Below are 21,022 nucleotides of genomic sequence, written 5' to 3'. Positions count from 1 at the left end.
TCGCGAGCAAGCCCGCTCCCACAGGTGTTGAGAGGGGTCAGCGGGAGGCCAGTGCGCCTTGGTACAGCACTGGTCCGGTTGGCTGGCCGGTGGGCGAGCCGCCTTGTGGTTCCAGGCTGACGGCGAGGGTCAGCGGTGCGCTCAACAACGCTTGTTGTGCCTGGCTCAACTGGATTCGGCCTTTACCCGAGGTAGGCACCAGCCCCAGAGAGATCGGTTTGCCGCCGGGTGCAATGGCCCACAACTCCAGCGCTCGCGTTGGCTCTACCGCCGTCAGCGATAGTGGCTCTACTTGCAGGTGATCGCCAAACGCCTGGATCTGCAACGCCGGTTGCTGGTTAGCCGCGACCAGCGTGGCGTTGTACTCGGCGCCGATATCACGCTGATAAAGCACGCCGACCAACACAGCGACGACGACCGCGCATGCAGCCGCCAGCAGGCGAAAGTTCATCCAGAACGGTTTCTTCGCCGGCACGTGCAGCACTTGCGGCTCGATCCGCGCCTTGATGCCTGCCCACACATGCTCCGGCACCGGCCGCTCAGGCAAAGAGCCGGTCAGGCTGGCGAGTGCATCCTGCCAATGACCAAGCTCGACGCGCAGCGCGGCGTCTTCCAATAACAGGGCGTCGAAGCGCCGACGGGCGGTAGCAGGCATTAGGCCGATAGCGTAATCGGCGGCCAGGGCGCGGCGCAGGGCAGTGGTTTGGTAGTTCATGATTCAAGGCACCTGCGCAGGCGCTCCATGCCGCGGCGAATCCAGGATTTGACCGAGCCCAGGGGCGCGGCCAAGTGGTCGGCCAACTCCGAGCACGACAGGCCCTGAAAGTAAGCCACGGTAATTGATTGACGCTGCATGCCGTCGAGGGTGTCCAGGCAACGGTTTAGTGCGCTAGCTTCGCGCTCGCTGTCGAGTTGCTCATGGGCGCTGGGGCTGTCGTCGAGCATGGCGTCCTGCTGGCCGTCGGCCAAGGGTTGTTCGCGGTGTTTGCGCAATTGGTCGATCGCCAGGTTGCGGGTGATATTGACCATCCAGGTCATCGGCGCCGCCAGGTGCGCCTCGTAGCGCGAAGCGTTGTACCAGATGCGCACGAAAGCTTCCTGCAACACCTCTTCGGCCAGGTCCGAGCGCCCCATGAACCGCAACGCCACACCGTGCAGCCGTGGTGAGACGCTGCGGTAGAGGGTTTCGAACGCCTGGCGGTTGCCCAGGGCGCATTGGGCCAGCAACGGCCGCAACGGGTCAGCATCATTGATCGAAATAGGGCTTCTCCAGGCTCTCGGACGAAGGCGACGGGACTGCGCACGGTAGGCAGAGGGTAGTCCAGCTTGAGCATTCATTCCATCCAACTCCGGGCGGTGCATGATGGATATACGCGGAGCAGGGACATTTGGATGCGGCTTTTTCTGAACTAATCTGTAAGTGGGAACATTCCTTCGGGACTGTCAGTCAAACGCCTGCTTTTAGCTCCTACATTCAGAGGTTGTCTTGATGAAGATTTCACGCGGTTTTGCCCTGTCCTGCCTGATGACCGTGGCCGCCAGCCCGGTGTTTGCCGCAGGTTTCAGCCTCGGTGACGTGGCCAATGCCGTATCCGGTGCCCAGGGCAACAATAAGGCGGCTGCCGCAGCGCCGAGCTCCCAGACCGCTGGCCTGTTGCAGGCCCTGACCTCGCAACTGAACGTTACCCCGGAACAAGCCGTTGGCGGCACTGGCGCCATGCTGGGCCTGGCCAAAAACAAGCTGAGCGGCACCGACTATTCGCAACTGGGCAAGAGCGTGCCGGGCCTGGATCAACTGTCGGGGAGCAACTCGCTGGGCAGCCTCGGCGCTTTGAGCGGGATGCTTGGCCAGAGCGGCGGCAGCAAAACCAGCGGCCTGGACGGCGTGCTGGGTAACGTGAAGGACACCAGCGACCTGAACACCGCGTTCAGCGCGCTGGGCATGGATAACAGCATGATCGGCAAGTTTGCGCCGGTGATCCTGCAATACCTGGGTGGCCAGGGCGCCAACCAGTCGGTGCTGGGCAAGCTGGCCTCGGCCTGGGGCACTGGTAGCTAAATACGTTTGAATGTGTATTTCATACACGGGGCGATGACTTTATTGATGCTAAAAATGAAAAAGCATACGTAATGAGGCGTATTGAATTGTAGGGAACCGCCGTAACGGATGCGCCACAGATTGAGACCTTTCAAGCTTCGCTAATCACGGGCTTGGAAGGTTTCATTCATTGGAATTTAAGTGGTGACACGATGAAAACTTCACATTTGCCAGTTGGCGTCTCGTATTGGATCAACCCCCCTGCCATCCCGCGGGAGCCCCTAGGTACAGGTTTGATGGGGCACCAGCGGCACTCTAATGTCCAGAATGGAATGGCCAATACCTCGAAGGCACAAGAACCCCAAGGGTCTCATGACCCTGTACTCAACATTTGGGGAGAATGTGTTCCCCGTTAGTTAGAACTCAATTTGATTCGATAAGACGGCTTTATTTGAGTAACGTCTCAATTCTCCGGTCTTTTTCCCTCCAGAGCTGGTTCACCCAGTTCTGGACGGTCTGGCGAAACGCCGGATCGTTCTCGTAGTCCCCTTGCCACAACGCCGGGTCCAGCGCATGGGTGCGGATATCAATGATCACTTTCGGCACCGCGCCGCTGATCAAATCCCAGAACCCCGGAATCTTTTGCTGCTGCTCTTGAGATGGATAGACCACGGTCACGTCGAGTACCGCGTCCAGCTGTTCACCCAGCGCTGCCAGCACAAACGCCACGCCGCCCGCCTTGGGCTTGAGCAACCGCGAGAACGGCGAATCCTGCTGTTTGCGCTTGGCCTCGCTGAACCGCGTGCCTTCCAGGTAATTGACCACCGTCACCGGCTGGCGCTTGAACAGCTCGCAGGCCTGCTGGGTGATTTTCAGGTCCTGGCCCGCCAGTTCCGGGTGCTTGGCCAGGAACGCCTTGGTGTAGCGCTTCATGAACGGGTAATCCAGTGCCCACCAGGCCAGGCCAAGGAAGGGCACCCAGATCAGCTCTTTTTTCAGGAAGAATTTGAAGAACGGCGTTCGGCGGTTAAGCGCCTGGATCAGGGCCGGAATGTCGACCCACGACTGATGGTTGCTGATCACCAGGTAAGAGGTATCGCGTCGCAGGTCGTCGCCGCCGCGAATGTCCCATTGAGTGGGCGTGCACCGGGAGAATATAAGCTTGTCGATTTCGGCCCAGGTCTCGGCGATCCACATCACCGCCCAGGACGCGTAGTCGCGATAGCGCCCGCGGGCCACCAACTTGATCAGGGCAAACACCATCAAGGGGCCGAACAGCACCAGGGTGTTGAGCAATAACAGCAGTGTGACGAAACAGCCGGTGAGCAGGCGGCGCATAAGTAACTCTTGGAATCGACGTGGGCGGGCCATGATAAGCAAGCTGAGTCGAGAGGCCAAATCGCAAATCGCCGCACGAATGTTTCACACTGCGCCCGGTATGGTTGAGAACTAACTTAGTCCGGCTTTTGCGGTCTAGAATCCGCCTACTTCTTTCGAGGAAATCACTTCGTGAAATTGCTCCTTGCTGCGTTCGCCCTGGTTCTTCCCGTTATGGCTGCCCTGCCTGTCATGGCCGCCGAACCCACCCTTTACGGTCGCTACGAATACATCCAGTTGCCCGAGATCGGTGAAACCTTCAAGGCCAAGATGGACACCGGCGCGCTGACCGCCTCGCTGTCGGCCCGTAACATCGAAACCTTCACCCGCGACGGCGACGACTGGGTGCGCTTCCGCCTCGGCGGCAAGGATGCGAGCGACAAGGTCTACGAACATAAAGTCTCGCGCATCAGCAAGATCAAGAGCCGCGCCGACGAAGACGAGGACAAGGACGAAGCCACGGTGGCCAAGCGCCCGGTGATTGACCTGGAAATGTGCCTGGGTAACGTCAAGCGCACCGTCGAGGTCAACCTCACCGACCGCAGCAGCTTCAACTACCCGCTGCTGATCGGCGCCAAGGCCCTGCGTGAATTCGGCGCGGCGGTAAACCCGGCCCGTCGTTATACCGCTGATAAACCGGACTGCTGATTGAACCCATGCCGCATATCCTGATTGTCGAAGACGAAGCGGCGATAGCCGACACGTTGGTTTTCGCCCTGCAAGGCGAGGGCTTCACCACCACCTGGCTGAGCCTCGGCCAGGAGGCGCTGGCCCATCAGCGCCAGACACCGGCCGACCTGATCATCCTCGACATCGGCTTGCCGGATATCACCGGCTTTGAAACCTGCAAGCAATTGCGCCGTTTCAGCGAAGTACCGGTGATGTTCCTCAGTGCCCGGGATGCCGAGATTGACCGTGTGGTGGGCCTGGAGATCGGCGCCGACGATTATGTGGTCAAGCCGTTCAGCCCACGGGAAGTGGCGGCGCGGGTGCGGGCGATCCTCAAGCGCGTCGGCCCAGGTGTGGCGCCCGCCGTGTTCCAGGTGGACCTGGAACGCATGCAAATCAGTTATCGCGGGCAGCCATTGAGCCTGACCCGGCATGAATTCCGGTTGCTGCAAAGCCTGCTCGAGCAACCCGAACGCGTGTTCAGCCGCGAGCAATTACTCGACGCGGTGGGCGTGGCGGCGGATGCCGGCTACGAGCGCAATATCGACAGCCACATCAAGAGCCTGCGCAGCAAACTGCGTGGTATCGCGGCCGATGCGGAGCCAATCCAGACCCATCGCGGCCTGGGCTACAGCTACAGCCCGAGCCACAGCTGATGCGCCTGGGGCTGCGGATTTTCCTGGTGTATGCGCTGTTTATCGGCCTGACCGGCTACTTCGTGCTCAACACGGTGATGAAGGAGATCCGCCCGGGCGTACGCCAGTCCACCGAAGAAACCCTGGTGGACACCGCCAATCTGCTGGCCGAGATTCTGCGCGATGACGTGAAAAACCACACCCTCGGCCAAAGCCATTGGGCCGAACTGCTCAAGGCCTATGGCAATCGCCAGCCCGGCGCGACCATTTGGGGCCTGCCGAAAAACCAGGTTAACCACCGTATCTACGTGACCGACGCCAAGGGCATCGTGCTGCTCGACTCCAAGGGCGAAGCGGTGGGCCAGGATTATTCCAAGTGGAACGACGTGTACCTGACCCTGCGCGGCGAGTACGGCGCGCGCTCCACGCGCAGCGAACCGGATGACCCCGCCTCGTCGGTGATGCACGTTGGTGCGCCGATCCGCGATAACGGGCAAATCATCGGCGTGGTCACCGTGGCCAAGCCCAACAGTTCGTTGCAGCCCTATGTCGACCGCACCGAGCGCCGTCTGCTGTGGTACGGGGCGGGGCTCGTGGTCATGGGCCTGCTGCTGGGCGCCCTGTTGTCGTGGTGGCTGAGCGTTGCGCTGCACCGGCTGACGGCTTACGCGCAGGCGGTGAGCGAAGGGCGGCGTGCCGAGCTGCCGCATTACCGTGGCGGCGAGCTCAAGCAACTGTCCACCGCCGTGGAGCACATGCGCACGCAGTTGGAAGGCAAGGCCTACGTCGAGCATTACGTGCACACCCTGACCCACGAACTGAAGAGCCCGCTGGCGGCGATTCGCGGCGCAGCGGAACTGTTGCAGGGCGACATGACCCGCGAGCAGCAGCAGCGTTTCGTCGGCAATATCGACAGTGAAAGCGCGCGCCTGCAACAGTTGATCGAACGCCTGCTGAACCTGGCGCAAGTGGAGCAGCGCCAGGGCCTGGAAGAGCAAACCAGTGTGCCGTTGGCTGCCTTGGTTGATGACGTACTCAAGGCCCAATGCGCACGAATCGAAGGCGCCGGTTTGCAGGTCGAGCAGGCCATTGCCGCGGATGTGATGGTGTTCGGCGAGCCTTTCCTGTTGCGCCAGGCCTTGGGCAATCTGCTGGAAAACGCGTTGGACTTCACTCCACCGGGCGGCGCGTTGAAGTTCAGCGCGCACACCCAGCACAACGACGTCTACGTCAGCCTGTTCAACCAGGCGGCGCCGATTCCCGACTACGCCCTGCCACGCCTGAGCGAACGTTTCTACTCGCTGCCACGCCCGGCCAGCGGGCGTAAAAGCACCGGCCTGGGCCTGAACTTTGTCGAAGAAGTGATGAAGCTGCACGGCGGCGCTTTGCAGATCGGCAACGTGCAAGGCGGCGTGCAAGTGGTGCTGCATCTCCACACAGTCTCCACATTGCCCACATAAATCGCCCATATGCGCGGCTCACGCTCTGCCTATCAAACCAGGGAGAGCCCCATGAACCGCAGCCTGCTTTTCAAACTTGGCGCAATTGCGCTGTTGATTCTGTTGTTGCTGATTCCGTTGCTGATGATCAACGGCATCATCAGCGACCGTCAGCAACTGCGCGATGGCGTATTGATGGACATCGCCCGCAGCTCCAGCTACAGCCAGCGCGTCACCGGGCCGGTGATGGTGGTGCCGTATCGCAAGACCGTGCGCGAGTGGAAACTCAATGAAAAGCTCAACAAACGCTACGAGCAAACCCGTGAAGAGCGCGGTCGTCTGTATTTCCTGCCGGAGCGTTTTGAACTCGACGGCAAGGTGCAGACCGAGCTGCGCGCACGGGGCATTTATCAAGCGCGGCTGTTCCATGCCGACAACCGTATCAGCGGGCGTTTTGAGCTGCCTGTGCAGTTGGGCATCACCGAGGACTTTGCCGATTACCGCTTTGAACCGGCGTTTCTGGCGGTGGGTATCAGCGATATTCGCGGTATCGAAAACGCGCTGAAGCTGGAGCTGGGCAGCCAGCGTCTGGAGTTTTCGCCGGGCACTCAAGTGGATTGGCTGGGGGAAGGCGTGCACGTAACGCTGCCCGAGCAGGACAGCAAAAAACCGGCCGTGGTGGACTTTGCTTTCGACCTGCGCCTGCAAGGCACCGAACAGCTGCAAGTGGTGCCGGTGGGCAAGACAAGCCAGGTATCCCTCGCCTCCAACTGGCCGCACCCGAGCTTTATCGGCAACTTCCTCCCGGCTCAACGAGACGTCACCGATAAAGGCTTCACCGCCAACTGGCAGACTTCGTTTTTTTCCACCAACCTCGAACAAGCCCTGCAAACCTGCCTGGACCGGCAGGGCTGTGAAGACTTCACCAATCGCAGCTTCGGCGTGAACTTCATCGACCCGGTTGACCAGTACCTCAAGAGCGACCGAGCAATTAAATACGCGCTGCTGTTTATCGCCCTGACGTTTGCCGGCTTCTTCCTGTTCGAAGTGCTCAAGAACCTGGCCGTGCACCCGATTCAATACGCGTTGGTGGGTGTTGCCCTGGCGTTCTTCTACCTGCTGTTGTTGTCGTTGTCCGAGCACCTGGGTTTTGCGCTGGCGTATTGGATATCCGCCAGTGCTTGCGTGTTGTTGATTGGTTTCTACGTGTGCCATGTGCTGCGCAGCGTCACCCACGGCCTGGGGTTTTCGGCGGGGTTGGCGGCGTTGTATGGCTTGTTGTACGGGTTGCTGAGTGCCGAGGATTACGCGCTGCTGATGGGCTCGCTGTTGCTGTTCGGCCTGCTCGGCACGGTGATGGTGCTGACGCGCAAACTGGACTGGTATGGCGTGGGCAAACGCAAAGCGGGCGAGCCCCTGCAGTTTGATCTGGAGGCCGTGCAATGATCGGGTTGCGTGAGGATCAGCAGGTGGGCGCGCAGTTGGCCGCAAGAATCGTCATATTCCTCAACTCCGCCACCTTCCGAAGTGGGAGCGGGCTTACCCGCGAAAGCGGTGGGTCACAAACAGATGTACTGAATGACACGCCGCAATCGCGGGCAAGCCCTAATGCCAGTCAGTTAAACGCAGATCCCTTGTGGGAGCGGCGGTTCGACGATTCGACTTGCTCGCGAAAGCGGTGGGTCAATCAACATCAATGTTTGCTGGGCCGCCTTCGCGAGCAAGCCCGCTCCCACATTTGATCTTCGCTGCATTGAGCATTTCGTTCGCTTAACTGACTGGCATTAGGGCAAGCCCGCTCCCACAGTGGATGGGGATGAATGTCACACCGGTGGCTGGGTCTGCAGCATCGAAGGCCGCTGGCTGACCTCGGCGTACCAGGCGGCAAGCTTGGGATTAGCGTTACGCCATTGCAGGTCTGGGTGGCGGAAGTCGAGGTAACCCAAAGCGCACGCCACACTGATGGACGCGATGTCGAAGTGGCTGGCCAGTTCGGCAATCGCATCGGCTTCCAGCGCGGCGAGGGTGCGACGAATCTTTTTGCGCTGTTCGTCCAGCCACTGGTCCCAGTGCTTTTCCGCCGGGCGCATGGCCGTCTCGTAACGCACCAGCACGGCGGCATCCATGATGCCGTCGGCCATCGAGGCCAGGGTCAGGCGGCGCCAGCGCGCCGCGCCGTCGCGGGGTATCAGCGGGTTGCCGACGTGTTGGTAGTCAAGGTAATCGAGGATCACCCGGCTGTCGTGCAGCACCGTGCCGTCGGCCAGGCGCAGGGCCGGGATTTTGCCCACGGGGTTGTCTTGCACCAATTGCGCAGCCGGCTGGACCGGTGTCGGCATGCAACCTTGCAGGGCCACACGGTCCTGCTGGCCGGTCTCGGCCAGCAGCACGCGGACTTTGCGAACGAACGGTGACGCGGGGTTGTGGAACAAGGTCATGCTGGGCACGGACATGGGCATTCCTCTGAATGGGCAGTGGCTAGCCTAGAGGGTTGCGCCGTGGCTGGCGAGGGGGTTTTTGGGTGTTTTTGAGGGCCTCATCGCAGGCAAGCCAGCTCCCACATTTTGAATTGTGAACGCAGCCCAAGGTGGGAGCTGGCTTGCCTGCGATGGCGCCCTCAGCCGCGCCGCTTACACAACGCCCAAACACCCATGACAGCGGGAATCCCCAAGCCTACCCAACTGAGCGAATCCCACAGCCCATCGCCCAGCAACGCCGCAAACAACCCGGCCGCGCTGAGCACGCCAATCCCCAGCGGAATACCAAACACCTTCCAGAAATTCGACTGGCGCGGCTTCATGCCCTGGCCGCCTTGCGCCGCACGATCCATAAGTAAATGCCGCTGCCCAGCACGATGATGGTCAGCACATCCAGCACTGCCCACAGGATCTTCATCGGCAGGCCGCCATAGTCACCAAAGTGCAACGGCTGGGACATGCCCATGGCGTCCATGTACCACGGCCGTTCGGCGATGGCGCTGACGGCCAGAGTGCTCGCGTCGATCAGCACCGGCGTGAGCAAGTGCGAGGTCAGATGGGTGCTGCCTTTCATGAACACCGCATAGTGGTGCTCGCTGGAAAAGCGCGTACCGGGGAAGGCGATAAAGTCCGGCTGCATGCCGGGCGCGGCCTTGGCCGCAATGCTCAGCAGCTCGGTGGCCGGTGCGCGTTGTGTCAGCGGCGGCGCGTTTTTGTAGGGTTCGATCATCGCGCTGAGGCTGTCCTGGCGCCAGGCGGCGATGATCAGGTCGGCGCAGGCGCTGATCACGCCGGTCACGCCCACCACCAGCGCCCAGGTCAGCGTGACCACGCCGATAAGGTTATGCAGGTCGAGCCAGCGCAGGCGGGTGGATTTGTCCTGGCGTACGGTGGCGAACTTCAAGCGGCGCATAAACGGCAGGTACAGCACCGTGCCCGAGACAATCGCCAGCACAAACAGAATGCCCATGAACGCCAGCAGCAACTTGCCCGGCAGGCCGGCAAACATATCCACATGCAGGCGCAGCAGGAACAGCGTCAGCCCGCCGTTGGCCGCCGGGGTTTCCACGGCGTCGCCAGTGCGCGCATCGAGCATGAAGGTGTGAGACGAGTTGGGTTCGGTGCCGGCCGTGGCGGCCATGATCGCAATCACGCCGTTCTTGTCGTCCTCGTCCCACGCCAGGTATTGCATGGCTTCACCCGGGCGATGAGCCTGGGCCTTGGCCACCAACTGCTCAAGGTTCAGGTGCGGAGTGTCGGCGGGCATCTGCGCAAGTTCAGGCTCGTTGCCCAGCAGGTGGTCGATTTCGTGGTGAAACACCAGCGGCAGGCCGGTGAGGGCGAGCAGCAGCAGGAAGACTGTGCAGATCAGGCTGGCCCAGGTGTGGATGAAGGACCAGCGGCGGATGGTTTTGCTTTTCATTTTCTTGCCTTCAGACACACCAAAGCCGCCCCCGAGGACGGCCTGATTATTAACTCAGCTGATTACCACTGGTAGGTGGCGCTGGCGACTACGCTGCGTTGGTCGCCGAAGTAGCAGTAGTTACCATCGCAGGTGGAAAGGTAGTCCTTGTTGAACAGGTTGGTGGCGTTCAACTTAACCGATGCGCCTTTGAGGCTGTTATCCAGACGGCCCAAGTCGTAGTGCACCGAACCATCGAATACGGTGTAGGCATTGGCCTTACCCAACCAGGTGTTGGCCTGGTCCCCATAGGTGTTGCCGGTGTAGCGGGCACCAAAGCCGATACCGAAACCGTCAAGTACGCCGCTGTGCCAGGTGTAGTCAGTCCACAGCGAGGCTTGCTGGTTTGGCATCAATGTCAGACGGTTGCCTTTGTAAATGCCTTTTTGCACCTCGGATTTTGCCAAGGTGTAGGCGGCGATGACCTTGAGGTTCTCGGTCACGTCAGACACGGCTTCCAGCTCCAGGCCCTTGACCTTCACTTCGCCGGTCTGGCTGTTGATTTGCTGGCCCCCTGCGCCAAGGGTGGTCACTTGCACATTTTTTTGGGTGAGGTCGTAGACCGCCGCACTCAGCAGCGTATTGGAACCTGGCGGCTGATACTTAACCCCCATTTCCCATTGTTTGCCTTCAGTCGGTTTAAACGTCTTGAGCGCGGTTGTATCTGCGTTGCTCGCTGGTTGGAAGGACTCAGCGTAGGACAAGTACGGTACGAAGCCCGAGTCGAACACATAGCTCAGTGCCGCGTTGCCACTGAAGTGTTTGATGCGGTCGGTGTTGGTCGCATCGTTGTCGTTGAAATAGGTGGTGCCCTGATGCACCCAGTCTTCACGCCCACCCAAGGTCAGGCGCCACTTGTCCAGGGCCATCTGGTCCTGCACGTAGAGACCGGTTTGTACGGTTTTCTGGTTGTAGTCGTAAAACGGTCGGACATCCGTCGGGCGTACAGTCGGCTGAGTGTTGATCGGGTTGAAGATGTTGATACTCGATGCCGTGCCGTATATGGCGCGGTAGGAGGTGTCGGTACGCTGGTGATCCAGGCCCAGCAGTAATGTATGGCTGATATCGCCGGTGGCGAAGTCGGCTTGGAAATTGTTGTCCACCGCGAACTGGCCAATGCTTTCGTCAACGTTGGTGGTAGACCGGCTGATATTACCCGCCGCATCCGCCGGGGAAAACGCATAGGAGCCCACGGTCAACTGCTGGAAATCCAGCTCCGATTTGGTGTAACGCAGGTTCTGCTTGAACTGCCAGGTATCGTTGAAACGGTGTTCGAACGCATACCCCAATGCGTAGTAAGTACGGTCGTAGAACTCGTAATCCGGATCGCCCAGGTTCTTGTGGTGGGAAACCTCGCCCAGTGGTGATTTGATCTTGGTGCCCTGTATCGGCATGAACTGGCTGGTGGTGCCGGTATCGTCACGGGTGAACTGCGAGAGCAGTGTCAGCTTGGTGTCGGTGTCGATGTTCCAGGTCAGGCTGGGCGCGATGTTGTAGCGTTTGTTGTCGATGTGATCGACCTGGGTGCCCGCGTCCCGTACTACGCCGCTGACGCCATACAGGAACTGCCCTTCATCATCGATCTTGCCGGTACTGGCGAAGTTGATCTGGCGGTAGTTGTCACTGCCGTACTGCACCTGGATGGCGTTGCTCGATTCAGCGCTGGGACGGCGGCTGACCATATCCAGCAGACCGCCCGGTGGCGTCTGGCCGTAGATCGACGAGGCAGGGCCACGCAGCAGGGCGAGGCGGTCCAGGTTCCAGGTTTCTGCTTTCGGGTTGGCGTACACACCGCGTGGCAGTGGCAGGCCGTCGAGGAATTGCGTGGGTTCGAAACCGCGCACGCGCATCCAGTCGTAGCGGGTGTCGCTGCCGCAGCTGGACGATACGATACCGGGCATATATTTGACGGCGTCATCGAGGTTCTGGACGTTGCGGTCCTGCATCTGTTCGCGGGTGGCAATGGAGATCGAGCGCGGTGCTTCGACCAGTGCCGTGTCGGTCTTGGTGCCGGCGGCGGTGCGCGTTGCCAGATAGCCTGTCACCGGGCCCCAGGCACTTTCAGTGTCGCCCTGCCCAATGATGCTGGTCTCCGGCAGCGCCACGACGCCTTCCGGAATCGCCACCAGGGTAAACGTCCCGGCGCTGCTCTGTTCCAGCTGCAACCCTGTCCCACGCAAGGCCTCACGCAGCGCGCCTTGCGCATCGTACTGGCCCTTCACCGGTGCCGAGGTTTTGCCCGACGCCAGCGCCGGGTTAAGGGTCAGCGCCAGGCCCGCCTGGCTGGCGATCTGGTTCAGGGTGCTGGCCAGCGGCGCGGCCGGCAGGTTGTAGGCGCGCACATTCGAGGCCTGTTCAGCGGCGATCAGCGACGTGCTAGTCAGCGGCGTGCTGAGGGCAATGGCCACGGCTAACAGGCTGGGGCGCAACAGGGTGTCTAGCGTGCGGGACATGGGGTGGCTCCTGAATGGAAATATTTCTCAATTGCCTATGTGCCGAGCGAGATTCGAAAAGTGATAGGGCTGAGCGAAGATATTTTTTGAGTCGAATATTTGAAGCGTTTTTCAGGGCCTCTTCGCGGGCAAGCCCGCTCCCACATTCGACTGCGTTCGACTTGGAAAAACGCGGCCGAATGTGGGAGCAGGCTTGCTCGCGAAAGCTACAGCCCATGCACCGCATAACCTAAGGCTTGGCGATAACGGTCACCCACCACGGCGTGCGCTGCTCGATCTGCACCGGCAAGGTCGGCAGCAGGGCGTTCAGCGCCAGCGTAGTGTCATGCAGCGGGAAACTGCCGGTGATGCGCAGGTCGGCCACGCGCTTATCCACACCCAGGTAGCCAGGGCGATAGCGGCTGAGCTCCTCGACCACGTCGCCCAGGCGGGCGTTGTCGACCACCAGCATGCCGCGCGTCCAGGCGTCGGTGGCGGGCGTGACGGCCAGCACAGGGCCGAGACTGTCGCTGCGCATCAGCACTTGCTGGCCTTCGCTGAAAATCTGTTCTTGATGCAGTGCCTGTGGCTGGGCGGCCACCGCAGACTGCAGCACGCTCAGGCGCGTGGCGTCGTCTTCGCGCTTGACGATAAACCGCGTGCCCAGCGCCCGCAGGCTGCCGTCGCGGGTTTGTACATAGAAGGGGCGCGCATCGTTGTGACCGGTTTCGACCAGCATCTCGCCTTCCTGCAACACGATCAGCCGGCGTTTTTCATCGAAGCGCACGTCTATTGCACTGTGGGTATTGAGGTTGATCAGCGTGCCATCCGCGAGTTTCAGCGTGCGCTGCTCGCCGGTGGCGGTGCGCTGGTCGGCCAGCCAATAGTGGATCGGCACGTAGCGCTCACCGGCAAACAACACCAGGCCGCACACCAGCGCGATACTTGCCAGGCCGCGCCCAAGTTTGCGCACGCGCTGGCGCAGGCTCTCGCGAGACTGCACCAACGCCGCCCGCGCCGGGCCCGACGCCCTGCTGAAACGCTGGTCAAGCATGCCCAACTGGCGCCAGGCGCGCGCATGCTCTTCATCGCTGGCCAGCCATTTGGCGAACTCTTCCTGCGTAACCAGGCTGCCGTCGCCCGAGTCGAGTGACAGTTGCCAGGCAATTGCAGCGTCCAGCACGCGGGCCGAGACCGGTTTGGAACTGATCACGGGCACGACGGCTCGCCATACAGCGCGACGTAGCACTGGCGAATGCCCTGGGCCAGGTACTGACGCACGCGGGGCACCGACACGTCGAGACGCCGGGCGATTTCTGCGTGGCCCATGCCGTCGAGGCGGTTATAGAGGAAGGCGGCGCGGGCCTTGCTCGACAGCTTGGCGAGCAGTTGGTCGATGGCCTTGAGGTCTTCGAGGATCAATTGCTGTTCTTCGGGCGACGGCTGTTCGCTTTCCGGGAGCAGCATCAGTTCGTTGAGGTAAGCCTGTTCCAGTGCTGCGCGGCGGAAGTAGTCGAACAGCAGGCCTTTGGCGATCGACACCAGAAACGCCCGTGGCTCGCGCGGTTCGCGCAACTCATCACGGCCCAGCAGGCGCATGAATGTGTCCTGGCTCAGGTCTTCGGCGCGGCTCGGGCAGGCCACGTTGCGGCGCAGCCACGCCAACAGCCAGCCACGATGGTCGCGGTATAACGCGCCAACAAGCTCACTGTGTGGGGTCTGGACCGACGACAAGGCATCACCGAATAAACAAGAGGTTTAAACTAACGAGAATTATTCGCGATTGTGTCAGAGGCAGGGGGTGGGCGCAATTGGCGTCTGTCGGGCGGTGCCACTAAAACGCTGGCGCTTGTTTGCGGCGTTTCCATTGGCTCAAGCGCTCTTGCAGCGCTTGAGGGCTGTTGATGGCGTGCTGCTGCGCGCGGTTAAACAGGATGAGCATCAGCTCAGCCGTGGCCAGTGCATCGGCGCTGGCGTGATGGCGTTCTCCCACGTGCAGCTTGAAGTGGGTGATCCAGTCGTCGAGGCCGGCTTCGCGGATATTCGCTTCGGGGCACAGCAGTGGGGCGATGTCCGCAACATCGAGAAACGGATGGCTCAGCCGATAGCCCAGGCTGTCCTTGAGTGCGCGGCACAGCATGTGTTGATCGAACGGTGCGTGAAACGCCAGCATCGGGCTGTCGCCGACAAACGCCATGAAATCCAGCAGCGCTTCGACCGGGTCGCTGCCGGCGGCGATCGCACTGGGGCCGAGGCCATGGATCAACACGCTGGGGCTCAGTTTTGTTTCGGCACGTTGCAAGGTGCGCTCGAACATTTGCGAGAAGTCCACCGCGCCGTCCTCGATGACCACCGCGCCGATGGACAGCACCTGATCCCGGTTGAGGTTCAGGCCGCTGGTTTCCAGGTCAACCACCACCCACCGCTGGCTGCGCAGGGAACCGTTCCCCAGTACTGCGGGTTTGGGCAGTTGCGTCAGGCGCAGCTGTTGGGGGGCGTCCAGCCCGGGCTTTTTCTTACGTAGCCAACTGAACAGGCTCACAGCTGGTACCGAAAGGTCAGGCTGCTTTGCAGGCGCTGGGCCTGACGCAGGGCTTCACGCAAGATGCGCCGGTCCAGGTGGTTGAGGCTGTCGGGGTCGACACGGTTGGAATAGGGCTGGTTCTCGCGGGTCTGCAACTGGTGCTGCTGCATGCGGGTTTGCTGGATAAAGTGATAGGCCTCTTCGTACGCGGCGCCGTCCAGTGGCTCAATGACCTCTTTGTCCACCAATTGGCGCAGGCGCTCCAGGGTATTGATGGCGTGGACGCCATTGGCCAGGGCCAATAGGCGAGCGCCATCCACAAAGGGCGTGAGGCCCTGCACCTTAAGATCGAGTGTGGCCTTTTCGCCGCCTTTGCGCGTCAGTACAAAGTCGCGGAAACGCCCTACGGGTGGGCGTTGGCGCAAGGCGTTCTCGGCCAGCATGCGTTGGAACAGCCGGTTATCCGCGACTTGATCCAGAATGCCCTGACGCAATTGCTCGCAGCCCTGTTCGTCGCCCCACACCACGCGCAAGTCAAAATAGATGCTCGACCCCAGCAGGTTTTCCGGCGTCGCCTCGCGAATAAACGCACCGAAGCGCCGCGCCCATTCGGCCCGCGACAGGCACAGTTCGGGGTTGCCGGCCATGATATTGCCCTTGCACAAGCTGAAGCCGCACAACGCCAGGCTTTGGTTGATCTGCTGCGCCAGGGGCAACAAGCGGCCGCGAATCGCGGCGGCTTCGGCGGCGTCCCTGGCGTCGAACAGAATGCCGTTGTCCTGGTCGGTAAACAGGGTCTGCTCGCGACGGCCTTCGCTGCCGAAACACAGCCAACTGAAGGGCACGCCGGGGTCGCCTCTCTCGGCCAACGTCAGCTCGATCACCCGGCACACGGTGTGATCGTTGAGCAACGTAATGATGTGCGTGATCTGGGTGGACGACGCGCCATGGGCGAGCATGCGTTCGACCAGTTGGCCGATCTCGCCGCGAAGCGCCACCAGGTTTTCGACCCGAGGCGCGTTGCGGATGGTGCGGGCCAGGTGCACCAGGTCAACCCGTTGCAGGGAAAACAAGTCGCGTTCGGACACCACGCCACACAGGCGCTGATCTTTCACCAGGCACACATGGGCGATATGCCGCTCGGTCATGGCGATGGCGGCGTCGAAGGCGCTGTGGTCCGGGCTCAGGAAGAACGGCGCCTGGGTCATATGGCCTTCGATGGCCTGGCTGAAATCACTGGTGCCGTCAGCGACCACCTGGCGCAGGTCGCGCAGGGTGAAAATCCCCAGGGGCGCCTTATGCTCGTCGACGATCACGATGCTGCCCACTTGTTGCTCGTGCATCAGCGTTACCGCCTCGCGCAGCGGCGTGTTCGGGCTGCAGGTGACCGGATGGCGCATGGCCAGTTCGCCGAGACGGGTATTCAGCGAGTACTGGGTGCCGAGGGTCTCTACGGCTTTTTGCTGCACCTGCTGGTTGACCTGGTCCAGCAAGCTGCTGACACCGCGCAAGGCAAAGTCGCGAAACGCACTGGAGAGGGCGAACAGCTTGATAAACGCCGGCTTGTTCAGTTGCAGGCAGAACGTATCTTCGGCGGCCTTGTGCTCGGTGCGCGTCGCTCGTTCGCCCAGCAGCGCGGCCAGGGGGAAGCACTCACCGGTGGTGATTTCGAAGGTGGTTTCGGCCGCTTCCTGATTTAACTGTGTGCGTTCGCCGACGACTCGGCCTTGCTTGACGATATAAAAATGTTCCACCGGCCCGCCCGACGGCTTGAGGATGCTCTCGCCGGGGCCATAGAAACGCAGTTGGCACTGTTCCACCAGAAACGCCAGGTGGGCGTTTTCCATCTGGTTGAACGGGGGGAAGCGTTGCAGGAATTGCAGGGTGCCGTGGATGTTCTGCAACACGGCGGTTTTTCCCGCCTGCGTGAAAGCATCAGCTTTACTCATAACAGTGACCGCAGTTTCTTGTCGTTATCGTCCTTTATGGTCAGCCCCCGTGCTCCGGGTGCCCATTGGACGTAAGTCTAGTGCGCGGTAAAACGATTCACGACTAGGGAAATACCTTACATGGCTAGTGTTAAAACCCGGTAGAAAGCCCACTAGGCAAACTTTCCGACGAAGTGCACATTGTTCGCCCTTCCGCAGATGTCTGACGAGTGTGCTGCGAGATTGAATAGAACTGCTGAGAAACGTATGTCCGACCACGATATTTTGAGTGATGCCGAGCGCGAGGCGCTGAGCGCCGTGATGCTGGAGCCTGATTTACCGCCACAACGGGTGTTGATTGTCGATGATGACAAGGACGCGCGTGAATTGCTGGCGGAGATCCTGGGCCTGGACGGCATTCGCTGCATGACCGCTGACAGTGGCGAGACGGCCTGGGATCTGTTGGAGTCCAGCAGCTCCATTGGTTTACTGATCACTGACCTGCGCATGGCGCCAAGCAATGGTCTGGAACTGATCCAGCAAGTGCGCAGCTCTGGCCGAGCGGCGCTGCCGATTATCATCATGTCGGGGGACGCAGAAGCGCGCGACGTCATCGAGGCCATGCATATGAGTGTGGTGGACTTCATGCTCAAGCCCATCGACAGCGCCAAGTTGGCGAAGATGGTGAAGCGCGAGTTAGGCATGGCGTCTTGATTATCTGTTGACGGTGCAGGCCTCTTCGCGAGCAAGCCCGCTCCCACATTTGGCCGTATGCTTCCTGTAGAAATGCGGTCGAGTGTGGGAGCGGGCTTGCTCGCGAAAACGCCAGTGCGACCACCACACTACCCAATGAAAAGGCCCTGATCTCGCGATCAGGGCCTTTTCATTTACAAGCCGTTCTTGGCCTTGAACTCACGACGCCGACGGTGCAACACCGGCTCGGTATAACCATTGGGTTGCTTGGTCCCTTCAATCACCAGTTCCACCGCCGCCTGGAAGGCGATGTTGCTGTCGAAGTCCGGGGACAGTGGGCGATACAGCGCGTCACCGGCATTCTGACGGTCTACCACCGGCGCCATGCGCTTGAGGCTTTCCATCACTTGGGCTTCGTTGACAACGCCGTGGCGCAGCCAGTTGGCGATGTGCTGGCTGGAGATACGCAGCGTAGCGCGGTCTTCCATCAGGCCGACGTCGTTGATGTCCGGCACTTTCGAACAGCCCACGCCCTGATCGATCCAACGCACCACATAGCCAAGGATGCCCTGGGCGTTGTTGTCCAACTCATTACGGATTTCTTCGTCGGACCAATCGGTATTGCTGGCCAGAGGAATGGTCAGGATATCGTCCAGCGACGCGCGCTCGCGCTTGGCCAGTTCGGCCTGGCGCGCGAACACGTCCACCTTGTGATAGTGCAGCGCGTGCAGTGCAGCCGCCGTTGGCGATGGCACCCAGGCCGTGTTGGCGCCGGCGAGCGGGTGAGCGATTTTCTGTTCGAGCATCGCCGCCATCAAGTCGGGCATTGCCCACATGCCTTTACCGATCTGCGCACGCCCTTGCAGGCCGGTGCTCAGGCCGATATCGACGTTCCAGTTCTCGTAGGCACCGATCCATTTTTCCGCCTTCATGGCGGCCTTGCGCACCATCGCGCCGGCTTCCATGGAAGTGTGGATCTCGTCGCCGGTGCGGTCGAGGAAGCCGGTGTTGATAAACACCACACGCTCGCTGGCCGCCTTGATGCAGGCCTTGAGGTTGACCGTGGTGCGGCGCTCTTCGTCCATGATCCCGACTTTTAGCGTGTTGCGCGGCAGGTTCAGCACGTCTTCGATGCGGCCGAACAGCTCGTTGGTGAACGCCGCTTCTTCAGGGCCATGCATCTTCGGCTTCACGATGTACACCGAACCGGTGCGGCTGTTCTTGCGGCTGCTGTTGCCGTTGAGGCTGTGGATGGCCGCGAGGCTGGTGAGCAGGCCGTCGAGGATGCCTTCCGGCACTTCGTTGCCATCTTTGTCGAGGATCGCGTCGATGGTCATCAAGTGGCCAACGTTGCGCACGAACAGCAGCGAGCGGCCGTGCAAGGTCACGTCCTGGCCATCCACGCCGGTGTAGACACGGTCGGCGTTCATGGTGCGGGTGAAAGTCTTGCCGCCCTTGGCCACTTCTTCGGCCAGGTCGCCTTTCATCAGGCCGAGCCAGTTGCGGTAGATCACCACTTTGTCATCGGCATCAACAGCGGCGACGGAGTCTTCGCAGTCCATGATGGTGGTCAGCGCAGCTTCCATCAGCACGTCTTTGACGCCGGCGGCGTCGGTCTGGCCGACCGGGGCGCTGGCGTCGATCTGGATTTCGAAGTGCAGGCCATTGTGCTTCAGCAGGATCGCAGTCGGCTCGGTCGCCGGGCCCTGGAAACCGATCAACTGGGCATCGTCGCGCAGGCCGCTGTTGCTGCCGCCCTTGAGGCCGACGACCAGCTTGCCATCAACGATTTTGTAAGCGGTGGAGTCGACGTGGCTGCCGGCAGCGAGCGGCGCGGCTTCGTCGAGGAAGGCACGGGCGAAGGCAATCACCTTGTCGCCGCGCACTTTGTTGTAACCCTTGCCCTTTTCGGCGCCGTCGGCTTCGCTGATGGCATCGGTGCCATACAGCGCGTCATACAGCGAGCCCCAGCGCGCATTTGAGGCGTTGAGGGCGAAACGGGCGTTCATCACCGGCACAACCAGCTGTGGGCCGGCCATGCGGGCGATTTCGTCATCGACGTTTTGGGTCGAGGCCTGGAAGTCTGCGGCTTCTGGCAGCAGGTATCCGATGTCTTGCAGGAAGGCTTTGTAGGCCACCGGGTCGTGGGCCTGGCCGGCGTGGGTCTGGTGCCAGGTATCGATCCGCGCTTGGAAATCGTCGCGTTTGGCGAGTAGGGCTTTGTTCTTCGGTGCCAGGTCGTGGATGACCTTGTCGGCGCCGGCCCAGAACTGGTCGGCAGTGATGCCGGTACCGGGAATGGCTTCGTTATTCACGAAGTCGAACAGGACTTTGGCGACCTGCAGGCCACCGACTTGAACGTGTTCAGTCATTGCTTGCCTCACTCTGCGGAGCTAATGCGCTTTTCAGCTTTTCAATTTACCAATGAAGCCTCTGGCCATTTAAACCACGAACCCATTCCCAGTACATGCCGTGCAGGCGGCTGGGCGAGAGGGTTGACGCGGTACTTGGGGGCCTTGGCAGACATCGACCTAACGTTATGTAGTGCGCGATTGGGCATACTACATGATGACTTGCGGTTGTGAAAATTAGACTAAATACGTCGTTTAGCGACCCATTTTGGTCATGCGGTCACAGCGGATAACGGGATGTTCTCAAAAAACTATTGGATTGTTCCAGATAAATATAAAAATGGTACACGATTTGTTTTCGAGGGCGCCTGCGTCCACCTTGTAAGTTGAATTCAGAGGGCTTCGCCATGGACCATCTTGTACTCACTATTATCGCCGCCGACAAACCCGGCTTGGTTGAACGCATCGCGCAGAACATCGCCGCTCACGGTGGCAACTGGCTGGAAAGCCGAATGGCCCACATGGCTGGGCAATTTGCCGGGATCCTGCGGGTAAGCGTTCCTACGCAAAGCCGTCAGGACCTGGTGAACGCGCTGGAGGATTTATCCACACATGGCATTCGTGTGCTGGTGGGCGAGGGCAGTACCGGGCAGGCGTCGGACTCCAAGCCGATCCTGATGACGCTGGTGGGCAATGATCGGTCGGGGATTGTGCGCGAGATTACCGCGCTGTTGAGCCGGCAGGGCGTCAACCTGGAGCGCTTGAGCACCGATGTGCGTCCGGCCCCCATGAGTGGTGATCCGCTATTCAACGCCGAGGCCCTGTTGCGGGTGCCCTCAACGATGTCCCTGGAGACGCTGCAGGAATCCCTGGAAACCTTGGCGGATGACTTGATGGTGGAACTGCGCAGCGAGGAATAACGGCCCACAGGGTTATGCATGGAAATCTTGCATGGGCCTGTGGATAACCTGTAGAGACCCGGCGCCAGGCCACGTGC

The 21,022-nt window shown here is 60.8% G+C and carries 19 protein-coding genes; 7 read left to right on the top strand and 12 right to left on the bottom strand.

What is annotated here, in order from left to right:
• Positions 1-37 precede the first annotated feature (37 nt).
• The gene (locus tag ACLBW8_RS07435; protein ID WP_447805066.1) at positions 38-715 is read right to left on the bottom strand and encodes an anti-sigma factor; all 678 of its coding nucleotides are present in this window, start codon (positions 713-715) and stop codon (positions 38-40) included.
• Positions 712-1,338: a sigma-70 family RNA polymerase sigma factor gene (locus ACLBW8_RS07430; RefSeq protein WP_064454442.1), complete on the bottom strand. Its 627-nt coding sequence runs from the start codon at positions 1,336-1,338 to the stop codon at positions 712-714. Before ACLBW8_RS07430 ends, ACLBW8_RS07435 begins: the two co-directional genes overlap by 4 nt.
• 151 nt (positions 1,339-1,489) lie before the next feature.
• Between ACLBW8_RS07430 and ACLBW8_RS07425 the strand changes: the two genes are divergently transcribed.
• On the top strand, positions 1,490-2,059 hold the full coding sequence (locus tag ACLBW8_RS07425; RefSeq protein ID WP_064454441.1) for a DUF2780 domain-containing protein: 570 nt from the start codon (positions 1,490-1,492) through the stop codon (positions 2,057-2,059).
• A gap of 426 nt (positions 2,060-2,485) precedes the next feature.
• Here the strand turns inward: ACLBW8_RS07425 and ACLBW8_RS07420 are convergent, their stop codons facing one another.
• Positions 2,486-3,376, bottom strand: a complete 891-nt coding sequence (locus ACLBW8_RS07420) for an acyltransferase (protein WP_447805065.1) — start codon at positions 3,374-3,376, stop codon at positions 2,486-2,488.
• A gap of 171 nt (positions 3,377-3,547) precedes the next feature.
• On the opposite strand from ACLBW8_RS07420, the gene rloA2 reads away from it, so the two are divergent.
• From rloA2 to creD, 4 genes are read left to right on the top strand one after another with little or no spacing between them, the layout of a single operon-like run.
• Positions 3,548-4,063, top strand: coding sequence for a retropepsin-like aspartic peptidase RloA2 (gene rloA2 / locus ACLBW8_RS07415; RefSeq protein ID WP_447805064.1), 516 nt, complete (start codon positions 3,548-3,550; stop codon positions 4,061-4,063).
• 8 nt (positions 4,064-4,071) lie between these two features.
• Positions 4,072-4,740 carry a two-component system response regulator CreB gene (creB, locus tag ACLBW8_RS07410; RefSeq protein WP_128589008.1) on the top strand — a complete coding sequence of 223 codons (669 nt, stop codon included), beginning with the start codon at positions 4,072-4,074 and terminating at the stop codon, positions 4,738-4,740.
• Positions 4,740-6,179, top strand: a complete 1,440-nt coding sequence (gene creC, locus ACLBW8_RS07405) for a two-component system sensor histidine kinase CreC (RefSeq protein ID WP_447805063.1) — start codon at positions 4,740-4,742, stop codon at positions 6,177-6,179. The genes creB and creC overlap by 1 nt, the downstream gene beginning before the upstream one ends.
• Before the next feature lie 51 nt (positions 6,180-6,230).
• A complete protein-coding gene (gene creD, locus ACLBW8_RS07400) occupies positions 6,231-7,604 on the top strand; it encodes a cell envelope integrity protein CreD (RefSeq protein ID WP_447805062.1) in 1,374 nt (457 codons plus the stop codon).
• A gap of 377 nt (positions 7,605-7,981) precedes the next feature.
• Here creD and ACLBW8_RS07395 read toward each other — a convergent pair whose 3' ends face one another.
• The 8 genes from ACLBW8_RS07395 to ACLBW8_RS07360 form a co-directional block, all read right to left on the bottom strand.
• The gene (locus tag ACLBW8_RS07395) at positions 7,982-8,611 is read right to left on the bottom strand and encodes a glutathione S-transferase (protein WP_447805061.1); all 630 of its coding nucleotides are present in this window, start codon (positions 8,609-8,611) and stop codon (positions 7,982-7,984) included.
• Positions 8,612-8,775: 164 nt separating this feature from the next.
• Positions 8,776-8,958: a hypothetical protein gene (locus tag ACLBW8_RS07390; RefSeq protein WP_064454434.1), complete on the bottom strand. Its 183-nt coding sequence runs from the start codon at positions 8,956-8,958 to the stop codon at positions 8,776-8,778.
• Positions 8,955-10,058, bottom strand: coding sequence for a PepSY-associated TM helix domain-containing protein (locus ACLBW8_RS07385; RefSeq protein WP_447805060.1), 1,104 nt, complete (start codon positions 10,056-10,058; stop codon positions 8,955-8,957). The genes ACLBW8_RS07390 and ACLBW8_RS07385 overlap by 4 nt, the downstream gene beginning before the upstream one ends.
• A gap of 62 nt (positions 10,059-10,120) precedes the next feature.
• Positions 10,121-12,550, bottom strand: a complete 2,430-nt coding sequence (locus ACLBW8_RS07380; RefSeq protein WP_447805059.1) for a TonB-dependent siderophore receptor — start codon at positions 12,548-12,550, stop codon at positions 10,121-10,123.
• A 229-nt stretch (positions 12,551-12,779) separates the two neighbouring features.
• Positions 12,780-13,748, bottom strand: coding sequence for a FecR domain-containing protein (locus ACLBW8_RS07375; protein ID WP_447805058.1), 969 nt, complete (start codon positions 13,746-13,748; stop codon positions 12,780-12,782).
• Entirely contained in the window at positions 13,739-14,263 is a 525-nt protein-coding gene (locus ACLBW8_RS07370; protein ID WP_447805057.1) for an RNA polymerase sigma factor, read from the bottom strand. Before ACLBW8_RS07370 ends, ACLBW8_RS07375 begins: the two co-directional genes overlap by 10 nt.
• A 100-nt stretch (positions 14,264-14,363) precedes the next feature.
• Positions 14,364-15,071 carry a 3'-5' exonuclease gene (locus ACLBW8_RS07365; protein WP_447805056.1) on the bottom strand — a complete coding sequence of 236 codons (708 nt, stop codon included), beginning with the start codon at positions 15,069-15,071 and terminating at the stop codon, positions 14,364-14,366.
• Positions 15,068-17,002 carry a putative nucleotidyltransferase substrate binding domain-containing protein gene (locus ACLBW8_RS07360; protein WP_447805055.1) on the bottom strand — a complete coding sequence of 645 codons (1,935 nt, stop codon included), beginning with the start codon at positions 17,000-17,002 and terminating at the stop codon, positions 15,068-15,070. Before ACLBW8_RS07360 ends, ACLBW8_RS07365 begins: the two co-directional genes overlap by 4 nt.
• A 246-nt stretch (positions 17,003-17,248) precedes the next feature.
• On the opposite strand from ACLBW8_RS07360, the gene ACLBW8_RS07355 reads away from it, so the two are divergent.
• Positions 17,249-17,695, top strand: a complete 447-nt coding sequence (locus ACLBW8_RS07355; protein ID WP_064454428.1) for a response regulator — start codon at positions 17,249-17,251, stop codon at positions 17,693-17,695.
• Between the two features lie 173 nt (positions 17,696-17,868).
• Here ACLBW8_RS07355 and ACLBW8_RS07350 read toward each other — a convergent pair whose 3' ends face one another.
• Positions 17,869-20,046 carry a malate synthase G gene (locus ACLBW8_RS07350; protein ID WP_447805054.1) on the bottom strand — a complete coding sequence of 726 codons (2,178 nt, stop codon included), beginning with the start codon at positions 20,044-20,046 and terminating at the stop codon, positions 17,869-17,871.
• Between the two features lie 386 nt (positions 20,047-20,432).
• Here ACLBW8_RS07350 and ACLBW8_RS07345 point away from each other — a divergent pair, with 386 nt between their 5' ends.
• Positions 20,433-20,945, top strand: coding sequence for a glycine cleavage system protein R (locus ACLBW8_RS07345; RefSeq protein ID WP_064454426.1), 513 nt, complete (start codon positions 20,433-20,435; stop codon positions 20,943-20,945).
• Positions 20,946-21,022: the final 77 nt, after the last annotated feature.

It is taken from the genome of Pseudomonas sp. M5A4_2d, assembly GCF_053345295.1.
The sequence above is the reverse complement of the archived record's forward strand: the minus strand, read 5'-3'. Positions and strand labels throughout refer to the sequence as shown.